Source organism: Cupriavidus sp. (genome assembly GCF_057315035.1).
The window spans coordinates 144,193-155,314 of the sequence record NZ_DBHKYV010000014.1; the positions used below are offsets into that span (position 1 = coordinate 144,193).

The window sequence follows — 11,122 nt, forward strand, 5'->3', positions numbered from 1 at the left end:
GTTTCACAGTGGGTCGCAAGTGCAGTCCGCAGCATGTTTGTCTGTGCAAGGAATTGATGATGGGTATCTTGCAATCGATTCCCGCGACCCTATTTACGCCTTAAATGACTGACTGGGGAAAATGATGTCCGGAACACAACTCCTCCCGGCTGAGCCGATTCGCCTCCCACTGTTGCCGCTGCGCGACGTGGTGGTGTTTCCGCACATGGTGATCCCGCTGTTCGTGGGACGCCCGAAGTCCATCAAGGCGCTTGAGACTGCGATGGAGTCGGGCAAGAGCATCATGCTCGTGGCACAGAAAACGGCCGCCAAAGACGAACCTACCGCCGATGATCTCTACGAGGTCGGCTGCATCGCGAACATCCTGCAGATGCTGAAGCTGCCCGACGGTACCGTAAAGGTACTGGTCGAAGGTACGCAGCGAGCAAACATCACCGAAGTGAGCGAGGACGATTCGCACTTCATGTGCGAAGCCGTGCCTGTGCCGCCCGCACCGGTTGAATCGGCCGAGACCGAGGCCCTGCGCCGCGCGATCGTGTCGCAGTTCGACCAGTACGTGAAGCTCAACAAGAAAATTCCGCCGGAGATCCTGACATCGCTGTCGGGTATCGACGAGGCTGGCCGCCTGGCCGACACCATCGCCGCGCATCTGCCGATCAAGCTCGAGCAGAAGCAGAAGATCCTGGAGATGGTGAAGGTGACCGAGCGCCTCGAGAGCCTGCTGTCGCAGCTCGAGGGCGAGATCGACATCCTGCAGGTGGAAAAGCGCATCCGTGGCCGCGTCAAGCGCCAGATGGAGAAGAGCCAGCGCGAGTACTACCTGAACGAACAGGTCAAGGCGATCCAGAAGGAACTGGGCGAGGGCGAGGAAGGTGCCGATCTTGAGGAGCTGGACAAGCGCATCAAGGCTGCCCGCATGCCCAAGGAGGCCAAGAAGAAGGCCGACGCCGAGTTCAAGAAGCTCAAGCTGATGTCGCCGATGTCGGCGGAAGCCACGGTCGTGCGCAACTATATCGACACGCTGGTCAACCTGCCGTGGCGCAAGAAGAGCAAGGTCAACAATGACCTGGCGAACGCCGAACGCGTGCTCGACGAAGACCACTATGGCCTGGAGAAGGTCAAGGAACGCATTCTCGAGTATCTTGCCGTGCAACAGCGCGTGGACAAGGTGAAGGCGCCGATCCTGTGCCTGGTCGGTCCTCCCGGCGTGGGCAAGACCTCGCTGGGCCAGTCGGTGGCGCGCGCCACGAACCGCAAGTTCGTGCGCATGGCACTGGGTGGCGTGCGTGACGAGGCCGAGATTCGCGGTCACCGCCGTACCTACATCGGGTCGATGCCGGGCAAGATCCTGCAGAGCCTGTCGAAGGTTGGCGTGCGCAATCCGCTGTTCCTGCTCGACGAAATCGACAAGATGGGCATGGACTTCCGTGGCGACCCGTCGTCGGCCCTGCTCGAAGTGCTGGACCCGGAACAGAACCATACGTTCCAGGACCACTACATCGAGGTGGACTTCGACCTGTCGGACGTGATGTTCGTGGCAACGTCGAACTCGCTGAACATTCCGCCTCCGCTGCTGGACCGGATGGAAGTGATTCGCCTGTCCGGCTACACCGAGGACGAGAAGGTCAACATCGCCACGCGCTACCTGCTGCCCAAGCAGATTCGCAACAACGGGCTGAAGCAGGGCGAGATCGACGTGACCGAAGCGGCTATCCGCGACATCATCCGCTACTACACACGTGAAGCTGGCGTGCGTTCGCTGGAACGTGAGGTGTCGAAGATCGCTCGCAAGGTGGTCAAGCTGTTGCTGCTGAAGCAGGAGTCGGGCGCGGTCAAGGTCGATTCCGAGAACCTCGACAAATTCCTTGGCGTGCGCAAGTACGACTTTGGCCTGGCCAACAAGGAAAACCAGGTGGGCCAGGTAACTGGCCTGGCGTGGACCGAGGTTGGCGGCGACCTGCTGACGATCGAGGCTGCGATCATGCCGGGCAAGGGCAACATCTCGCGCACGGGTTCGCTTGGCGATGTGATGAAGGAATCGGTCGAGGCTGCGCGTTCGGTGGTGCGTTCACGGGCGCGTCGTCTGGGTATCGCGGACGAGATGTTCGAGAAGCGCGACATCCATATCCACGTGCCTGAAGGCGCCACCCCCAAGGATGGCCCGTCGGCGGGTATCGCGATGACGAGTGTGCTGGTGTCGGTGCTGACCGGTATTCCGGTACGTGCCGATGTGGCGATGACTGGCGAGATCACATTGCGCGGCGAAGTGCTGCCGATCGGTGGCCTCAAGGAGAAGTTGCTGGCAGCCCATCGTGGCGGTATCAAGCTGGCGCTGATCCCCGAGGAGAACGTGAAGGACTTGGCGGATATTCCCGACAACGTCAAGAACGCCATCGAGATCGTGCCGGTACGCTGGATCGACAAGGTGCTGGAGCTGGCACTCGAGCGCAAGCCCGAGGCTTTGCCGGATGAAGAGGCCAAGCCTGCCGACGTGGCAGACAAGGCTGCGGCGCAGGTGGATCGCATCCATCACTGAGCGTCGTACGCGCTGTACGTGTTGAACCGGAACGCCGCAGGCAAGCCCTGCGGCGTTTTTGTTTGGTGCCTCGATTCCGTACAAAGGGCCAATCGGAAAATTCTTTCAATCAGCACTTGGCAAACCGAAAACTATCGTATTACAATCGCGGCCTCGCAACGCAAACAGCGGCAACCATGCAGTAACCGCCGAATCGTGCGAAGCGAGATTACCCTGCAGGCAACAGGCTGCAGATGGTCTAGTGGGTGCTTAGCTCAGTTGGTAGAGCGGCGCCCTTACAAGGCGTAGGTCGGGGGTTCGAGCCCCTCAGCACCCACCACTTCACCATCTGCGCGGTCGATAGCATTGCCGAGAAGGGACCCAATTAGGAGTGGTAGTTCAGTTGGTTAGAATACCGGCCTGTCACGCCGGGGGTCGCGGGTTCGAGCCCCGTCCACTCCGCCAAAAAAGTAGCCCGCGCACGCGGGCTTTTTTTTTGGGCGGAGTGGAGGGAGCTGCCTGCGCAGCTCCCGGCGGGGCTCGAAGGGATTCGCTTGCAAGCGAATCCGCGGCCTGCGGAACGTAGGCGAGCCCCCGAAGTGGAAGGCCCGTGCAACGGGCGTTCCACTTCGTTGGTGCGCGAACGCCAAAAGCGCCGGCAAATCGCCAACTCACCAAATCGCCAAATCCTGACCCAACATCATCTCCCGATTCACATTCCGCAGGCCTTGGCGCACGCACCTGCTAGAATCGCGGGGTTTGACCGTCGGCCCAAGGCCCAACCCTTTACCCGAACAGCATGCTTGATTTCGTACGCAACAACCGGCGCCTGATGCTTTTGCTGCTGCTGGTGCTTGTCTTCCCGTCGTTCGTGTTCTTTGGAGTCGAGAGCTACTCGCGCTTCATGGACAGTTCGCACGACGCTGCCAAGGTCGATGGCCGTGCCATTACCGTGCAGGAAATCGACAACGTGGTGCGAGACCAGAGCGAACGTATGCGCCAGATGCTTGGCAACAATTACGATCCGCGCATGTTCGAAGGCGCCGCGGCGCGCCAGTCCGTGCTGGAGCAACTGATCCAGCAACGCGTGGTGGCTGACGCTACCGTGAAGAAGCACCTGACCGTTTCCGACGCGCAGGTTGCCGAAGCCATCCAGGCCATTCCGGCAATTGCGCAGCTGCGCGGCCCCGATGGCAAGTTCGATGAAAAGGCCTATGTGCAATTGCTGGCGGCGCAAGGCATGACGCCCGAGCAGCTTGACTCGCGCATGCGCTTCGAACTGGCCACGCAGCAACTGGGCGGCGCCGTGGGTACTACCGCATTCGTGCCCAAGTCGTTGCTGGATCGACTGATCGCGATCCGTGACCAGCAGCGTGATGTGCAGGCCCTGGTGATCAAGCCGGCCGACTTCACGGCCAAGGTGGCGCCGGACGCTGCCGCGCTGAAGGCTTACTACGAGTCGCACCAGTCGGCCTATACCACCCCGGAGCAGGCCAAGGTCGAGTACGTGGTGCTGTCGGGCGACGCGCTGGCCGCGAGCCAGGCGGTTACGCCCGAGGAACTGAAGTCCTACTACGACAGCAATGTCCAGCGCTTCCGCACGGAAGAGCAGCGCCGCGCCAGCCACATCCTCGTGACCGTGCCGAAGGATGCCAAGGAAGCCGATCGGAAGGCTGCGAAGGAAAAGGCCGAGAAGCTGCTCGATGAAGTGCGCAAGCATCCGGAAACGTTTGCAGACGTGGCCAAGAAGAACTCGCAGGATCCGGGCTCGGCGGCCAACGGTGGCGATCTCGGCTTCATGGGCCGTGGCGCACTGGTCAAGCCGTTCGAAGACGCAATGTACGCGCTCAAGGACGGCCAGATCAGCGACCTGGTGGAAACCGACTACGGCTACCACATCATCAAGCTCACCGGCATCAAGCCGGCCGCTACGCAGCCGCTGGACGCGGTGCGTCCGGAACTGGAAGCCGAACTGAAGAAGCAGCTGGCAGGCAAGAAGTACGCCGAACAGGCTGATGCATTTGGCAACACGGTCTACGAACAGTCCGACAGCCTGAAGCCGGCTGCCGACAAGTTCAAGCTGACGATCCAGACGGCTGACAATGTCACGCGCCAGCCGAACCCGGCGCTGGGCAAGGACAGCCCGCTCAACAACGAGAAGCTGCTCAAGGCACTGTTCAGCGACGATATCATCAAGAACAAGCGCAATACCGAAGCCGTCCAGGTCGGTCCCACGACGCTGGTGTCGGCACGTATCGTCGACTACCGTCCGGCCGCGGCCCGCAAGTTCGAGGACGTGGAAGCGCAGGTGCGCCAGGCCTATATCGCGCAGCAGGCTGCCGAGCTGGCTCGCAAGGATGGTGAGGCACGTCTGGAAGCGCTCAGGAAGAGCGGCAGTGCCGACGGCTTCGGCGCACTGATGACCGTGTCGCGTGCCAAGGCCGATGGCCTGTCGCCGAAGGCTGTGGATGCCATCATGCGCGCCGATGCCACGAAGCTGCCGTCGGTGGTTGGTGTGGACCTGGGTGCCGATGGCTATGCGATCTACCGCATCACCAAGGTGGGTACCCCCGCGCAGGCCAATCCGGGCCAGCGTCAGGCTGACGCGCAGCAGCTGAGCCAACTGGCTGGCCAGACCGAGCTTGCGGCCTACTACGACGCGCTGAAGGCCAAGGCCAAGGTGAAGGTGCTGCATCCGGTGAAGACCGACGATGCCGCCGCGGCAAGCGACGCTGCTGCCCGCTGACACCCACTGACACTACTGGTTGCTGTCGGCAAGACAGCAAGGCAGCAAATCAGCAAGGCAATAAAAAGCCCCTGCGGTCATCGACCTGCAGGGGCTTTTTGTTTTACTTCGTTCTAGGCTTGCCTGGGGGCTTGAGCAGCGGTTTCAGCGCAGGCCATATGTTGTCGAGCAGAGTGGCTTGCGCGGCCGATGTGGGATGAATCCGGTCGTCCTGGAACCATTCCGGCCGGGCAATGACCTTGTCGAGGAAGAAGGGCACCAGTTGCGTGCGGTATTCCCTGGCCAGTTTCGGAAACAGTCCGAAGAATCGCTCGGTATAGTCGGTGCCATAGTTCGGCGGAATGCGCATGCCGACCAGCACCACCTGTGCGCCGGCCTTCTGCGCATCGCCAACGATGCCACGCAGGTTGGTCTCGGTCGACTGCAGGGACAGCCCGCGCAGCGCGTCGTTGGCACCCAGTTCCACCACCACGACGGCCGGCTTGTGCCGCTTGAGCAGGTCGGGCAGCCGGGTCTTGCCGCCGACCGTGGTTTCGCCGCTGATGCTGGCATTGACGACGCTATAATCGAACCGCTCATGGCGCAGGCGTTCCTGCAGCAGGCTGACCCAGCCAGTGCCACGCGCGATCCCGTATTCGGCGGACAGGCTGTCGCCCAGTATCAGTACCGCGGGGCCGGCAGCCTGGGCCAGGGCGGGCATGGATGCCAGTGAACCGAACGCGACGACGGCAGTCGCACAACCAGCCGCCAGCAGCCGCCGGCGATTAACGTTTCCAATCTTCTCGCGCATGTCTTCTTCCATTCTTGCTGTCGAGTCACTCGGAAAGACCGTAGCCGACACGACGGGTTCGCTGACGATTTTGCACGACGTCTCGTTTTCCGTCACGGCGGGCGAAACGCTGGCCATTGTCGGCGCGTCCGGTTCGGGCAAATCCACGCTGCTGGGCTTGCTGGCCGGCCTTGACCTGCCGAGCAACGGATCCGTGCGCCTGCATGGACAAGACCTGTTCCAGCTCGACGAAGACCAGCGCGCGGCGTTGCGCGGCCGCCATGTCGGATTTGTGTTCCAGTCGTTCCAGCTGGTTGGTCACCTGACCGCGCTGGAGAACGTCATGCTGCCGCTTGAATTGCGTGGCGAAACCGATCGCATACGCGAGCGTGCCACGGAAATGCTCGAACGCGTGGGGTTGGGTAAGCGGTTGTCACATTATCCGCGCACCTTGTCGGGCGGCGAACAACAGCGCGTGGCGCTGGCCCGCGCGTTCGTGGCGCGGCCCGCCATCCTGTTTGCCGATGAGCCCACCGGCAGCCTGGATACCGCCACGGGCGAGGCGGTGATCGCGCTGATGTTCGAACTGAACCGCGATGCGGGATCCACGCTGGTGCTGGTCACGCACGATCGCTCCGTGGCGGCCCGTTGCGGCCGCATCCTGACCATCGACGCTGGCCGTGTGGCCAGCGACGAACTGATGGGAACGGAAATCTAGCGGTTGCGCGTCAGGCGCGTCCCAGCACCCTGCGGGCGCGAGCAATCAGCGAGGCGGTCGATGCATCGTGCGTGGCCGTACCCTGGCCCTTCAGTTCCGATTCGATCGGACGTGCCAGGATCTTGCCTAGCTCCACGCCCCACTGGTCGAATGAATTGATGTTCCACACCACGCCCTGCACGAACGTGCGGTGCTCGTAAAGCGCGATCAGTGCGCCCAGCACATGCGGCGTCAGGTCTTCCATCAGCAGCGTATTGCTGGGACGATTGCCTTCGAACACCATGTGCGGGATGCGCGCTTCGTCGCTGATGCCAGCCGCGCGCAATTCTTCGGCACTACGCCCGCGCATCAGTGCTTCGGCCTGCGCAAAGCAGTTGGCCAGCAGCTTGGCATGATGGCCCGGCAGTTCGCGCGGGGGCACCAGCGGCGCCACGAAATCCACCGGCACGATCTGCGAGCCCTGGTGAATCATCTGGAAATAGGCATGCTGGCCATTGGTGCCGGCCGTGCCCCAGACCACGGGCGAGGTATCCACGTGCACCGGGTCGCCGTTCAGTTGCACCGACTTGCCGTTGCTTTCCATTTCCAGTTGCTGCAGGAACGCCGGGAACAGTTCGAGCGACGTCGAATAGGGCGCCATGCAACTGGTAGGCATGCCAAAGTAGTTGCGATACCAGATTCCGAGCATGCCCATGACCACAGGCATATTGCGCGCCAGCGGCGCCGTGCGGAAATGGTCGTCCATGGCGCGGCCGCCCAGTAGCAGGTCCTCGAATGCATCGAAGCCCACGGCCAGTGCAATCGACAGGCCGACCGACGACCACAGCGAAAAGCGTCCGCCAATCCAGTCCCAGAACTCGAACATGTTGGCGGGGTCGATACCGAATTTGACGACCGCCTCACGGTTGGTCGACACCGCGACGAAATGGCGCGCAAGCTGGTTTTCGGCGACGCCGTTGCGCAGGAACCATTCACGCATGCTGCACGCATTGGCCATGGTTTCCAGCGTGGTGAACGTCTTCGAGCAGACGATGACCAGTGTGCGTGCCGGGTCGAGCCGGACCAGCGTCTCGGCCAGTTCGGTGCCATCGACGTTCGACACGAAATGCATGCGCGGACCGCGCGGATCTGCAAGATGCGCCAAGGCACGGCATACCATGCGCGGCCCGAGGTCCGAGCCACCGATGCCGATATTGACGATGTCGGTGATGGCCTGGCCAGTAAAGCCGGTCCATGCGCCGGTGCGCACGCGCGCGGCAAAATCGCGCATGCGATGCAGTACGTCGTGAATGCCGGGCATCACCGATTTGCCATCGACCTTGAACGGTGCGTCAGGCAGCGCACGCAGCGCGACATGCAGCGCTGCGCGATCTTCGGTGGTGTTGATATGTTCGCCCGCGAACATCGCGTCGCGGCGCTGGGTCACGCCCGCTTCCTCGGCCAGCTTCATCAGCAGCGCAAAGGTTTCGAACGTGATGCGGTTCTTCGAGAAATCGAGGTAAAGGCCGGCGGCTTCCAGCGAGAAGTCCTCGACCCGGCGGGCCGCCTCGGCATCGGCAAACCACTGCTGCATCGGCGTATGGCTGATGGCATCGTAGTGTTGGCGAAGGGCGGTCCAGGCGTGGAATTCAGTCGGCATGCGTTCTTCTGGAAATCGGGGGGACATATGCCCGCGGCAGCGGGCCCGAACGCAAGTATATCGCCTCAATGTGATGTCAAAAGCCGGAAGTGGCTGCAAAAAGTAACGGCGCTTGCGGTATCGGCAAACCTTAGCAGGTCAATGGGGCAATCCGTATCGGTTATTGTCCGACGCCTGGCGAGTTTTGTGCGCAAACGTACGCGTCAGCGTTGCAAGCGCATCGCAATGCGCCGCAACAGCGGCTCTCCGCCAGCCACGCACACGCCACCCACGCAAATCACGGCAATGCCGAGTGCGGTGGTCCAGTCGGGCAGATGTCCGAACGCAAAATAACCGACCACGGTGGCCGAGAAGATCTGCAGGTACAGGAACGGGCTCAGGAACGAGGCATCGGCGTACTGAAAGGCACGGATCACGAAGTAGTGCCCTAGCGAACCGGTCACGCCCGCCGACAGCAGCAGGGCGCCCTGGGGCAGGGTCGGTACGGCCTCGAACCAGAAGAATGGCACCAGCACCGTGGTCAGCGCGGCACCGGTCACGCCGCTCTGGATCAGCGTGGTCATGGGTGCATCATGTGCCGCGATGCGGCGCGTGAGCATCTGCAGCAGTGCGAACAGCAGGGCCGACAGCAGGCCCAGTCCCATGCCGAGCGGACTAAGTTCGCCGCCAGGGCGTACCACCACCAGCATGCCCGCGAAACCGATACCAACCCCGATCCAGCGCGTCCAGCGTGCGTGCACGCCGGGACGTTCTCCCAGCAGCCAGGGCGACAGCGCGACCACGATCAGTGGCGCGCAGAAGTTCAGCGCGGTGGCGGTGGCCAGCGGCATCAGCTTGAGTACCGTGAAGAACACCAGCGTCGATGCCAGCATCAGCGCGCCGCGCAGCCATTGCAGGCGCGGCAGGGCCGGGCGCGACAGCTGCCGCCAGCGTGCCGGGCCAATCAACAGGAAAATGGCCACCACATGCCCGAGATAGCGTACCCACGCCACGGCCACCACTGGCAGGCCTTGCTGGGTCAATGTCTTGCCCGTGGCATCGAGCAGGCTCAGGATCCATTGGCCCACAACCAGCAGCGCGATCCCCGTCAACAGGCGGCGGCGTCGGTCTTCTTCGCCCGCCAGTGCCATGGCATGGTTCACGCTGCGCCGCCTTGCAGCAGCGCATTGAAGATCGCGCGCGCCGGCAGGTAGAGTTCGCTGGCGGTCAGTCCGGCCGGACCGGTGCCGGCAGCAACGAGCCGATCGGCCGCGCGGCCATGGATCCATACCGCTGCATGCGCCGCGGCAGGCAATGGCATGCCTTGCGCCAGAAGCGCGCCGATCATGCCCGCGAGGACGTCGCCGGTGCCGGCGGTGGAAAGGCCGGCATTGCCGGTCGGATTGATGGCGGGCGGATCATGGTCCGCCGTGGCGATAACCGTACCCGATCCCTTGAGTACGACGGTGGCCTGCCACTGCGAGGCAAGTGCATGGGCGGCGGCAATGCGGTCGCGCTGCACCTCGGCAACGTTGTTGCCCAGCAGGCGTGCCGCCTCGAGCGGATGCGGGGTCATGATGCATGCCACGTTGCCGTCGCGCAGTTGCTGGCCCAGTGCGGTGTCGGCGGCCAGCAGGTTCAGCGCGTCGGCATCGAGCACCAGCGGCAATGGCGGTTCCGCATTGGCACAGATGTCGATCAGTTGCGCCAACTGCTTGCGTGCGGCGGTACCGCTGCCCATGCCAGGGCCGGCCACGAAGGCGGACATCGTATCGAGCGATAGCTCCGTGACCGGATGAAGCATCAGTTCCGGATGCACCGGGTCGAGCGCCGGGGCCGGTTGCGCAAGGAACCCCACATGGACGCGGCCCGCGCCAAGATGCAGCGCCGCGCGCGCCCCGAGCAAGGGCGCGCCGGTCATGCCGTGGTTGCCGCCGATGACGGCCAGGCTGCCGAAGCGGCCCTTGTTGTCGGCGTGCTCGCGCCGCGGCAGGGCGTGGACGAAGCCGCCGGGCTGGTTGACTACGGCAACGGGTCGCTCAGCGGGCGGATAGTCGAGTCCAAGCGGTGCGATGTCGATGGCGCCGGCACAATCGCGGCCGTCGAGTGTCAGCAGGCCAGGCTTGGCCGCCAGGAACGTCAGCGTGCGCCGGGCCCGCACGGCGGGCTGGCCCGCGCCGGTATCGGCAAACAGGCCACTAGGAATATCGAGTGCGTATACGGGCAGCCGTGAGGCATTGAGATGCGCGATCCAGCGCGCCACGTTGCCATCGGCCGCGCGGTTCAGGCCAATGCCGAGCAGGCCTTCGACGATCGCCACGCAGCCTGTCGGCCACGGTGGCAATGCGGCATCGGGGTCGGGATGCATGGCGAGCTGTGGCACGCCGGCGGTGCGGGCCTCGAACCATGCGCGCGCCGCATCGGCAGGCAGCCGGTCGGCTTCGGCAATCAGCCAGGCCTCGACCAGCCGCCCGGCCTGGTGCAGGCGTGTGGCGGCCACCAACGCATCGCCGCCGTTGTTGCCCTGGCCCGCCAGGAACAGGATGCGGCCTTCGGGCACATGATGGTGAATCCAGTCCGCGGTGGCGGCACCGGCCCGCGACATCAGCGTAAAGGCGGGCGTGGCATCCAGCCCGGCCTGCTCGACCCGCCGGATGGTGGCCACATCGTACAGTGGTGTCGGGTCGTCGCTGGCCACGTCGAGCGCAGTCCATGCAGTCGAGGGTTCCGGTGCTGCTCCGGAAGAGGGGGGGAAG

At 63.5% G+C, this 11,122-nt stretch carries 7 protein-coding genes and 2 tRNA genes; 5 read left to right on the forward strand and 4 right to left on the reverse strand.

What is annotated here, in order from left to right; genetic code table 11:
* Positions 1-124: 124 nt before the first annotated feature.
* The 4 genes from lon (at position 125) to ACO550_RS18675 (ending at position 5,261) form a co-directional block, all read left to right on the forward strand.
* Complete coding sequence (gene lon, locus ACO550_RS18660; protein ID WP_315598202.1) at positions 125-2,536, forward strand: endopeptidase La; 2,412 nt, start codon at positions 125-127, stop codon at positions 2,534-2,536.
* Between the two features lie 243 nt (positions 2,537-2,779).
* Positions 2,780-2,855 (forward strand) — tRNA-Val (locus ACO550_RS18665).
* 48 nt (positions 2,856-2,903) lie between these two features.
* Positions 2,904-2,980, forward strand: a tRNA-Asp gene (locus tag ACO550_RS18670).
* 334 nt (positions 2,981-3,314) lie between these two features.
* Entirely contained in the window at positions 3,315-5,261 is a 1,947-nt protein-coding gene (locus ACO550_RS18675) for a SurA N-terminal domain-containing protein (protein WP_315598193.1), read from the forward strand.
* A 103-nt stretch (positions 5,262-5,364) separates the two neighbouring features.
* Here the strand turns inward: ACO550_RS18675 and ACO550_RS18680 are convergent, their stop codons facing one another.
* A complete protein-coding gene (locus ACO550_RS18680; RefSeq protein WP_485994930.1) occupies positions 5,365-6,051 on the reverse strand; it encodes an arylesterase in 687 nt (228 codons plus the stop codon).
* Here ACO550_RS18680 and ACO550_RS18685 point away from each other — a divergent pair.
* Positions 6,050-6,748: an ATP-binding cassette domain-containing protein gene (locus tag ACO550_RS18685; protein ID WP_315598194.1), complete on the forward strand. Its 699-nt coding sequence runs from the start codon at positions 6,050-6,052 to the stop codon at positions 6,746-6,748. The two genes, ACO550_RS18680 and ACO550_RS18685, sit on opposite strands and share 2 nt — an antisense overlap.
* 10 nt (positions 6,749-6,758) lie before the next feature.
* On the opposite strand, the gene pgi is transcribed toward ACO550_RS18685, so the two are convergent.
* The 3 genes from pgi to ACO550_RS18700 form a co-directional block, all read right to left on the reverse strand.
* Positions 6,759-8,387: a glucose-6-phosphate isomerase gene (gene pgi, locus ACO550_RS18690; RefSeq protein WP_315598195.1), complete on the reverse strand. Its 1,629-nt coding sequence runs from the start codon at positions 8,385-8,387 to the stop codon at positions 6,759-6,761.
* Positions 8,388-8,590: 203 nt separating this feature from the next.
* Positions 8,591-9,529, reverse strand: a complete 939-nt coding sequence (locus ACO550_RS18695) for an EamA family transporter (RefSeq protein WP_315598196.1) — start codon at positions 9,527-9,529, stop codon at positions 8,591-8,593.
* Complete coding sequence (locus ACO550_RS18700; protein ID WP_315598197.1) at positions 9,526-11,064, reverse strand: NAD(P)H-hydrate dehydratase; 1,539 nt, start codon at positions 11,062-11,064, stop codon at positions 9,526-9,528. The genes ACO550_RS18695 and ACO550_RS18700 overlap by 4 nt, the downstream gene beginning before the upstream one ends.
* Positions 11,065-11,122: the final 58 nt, after the last annotated feature.

What these genes read in the sequence shown, in the direction of transcription:
- ACO550_RS18685 (WP_315598194.1), top strand. Translation starts at nt 6,050, where the DNA reads ATGTCTTCTTCCATTCTTGCTGTCGAGTCACTCGGAAAGACCGTAGCC.
- ACO550_RS18675 (WP_315598193.1), top strand. Translation starts at nt 3,315, where the DNA reads ATGCTTGATTTCGTACGCAACAACCGGCGCCTGATGCTTTTGCTGCTG.
- lon (WP_315598202.1), top strand. Translation starts at nt 125, where the DNA reads ATGTCCGGAACACAACTCCTCCCGGCTGAGCCGATTCGCCTCCCACTG.
- pgi (WP_315598195.1), bottom strand. Translation starts at nt 8,387, where the DNA reads ATGCCGACTGAATTCCACGCCTGGACCGCCCTTCGCCAACACTACGAT.
- ACO550_RS18680 (WP_485994930.1), bottom strand. Translation starts at nt 6,051, where the DNA reads ATGCGCGAGAAGATTGGAAACGTTAATCGCCGGCGGCTGCTGGCGGCT.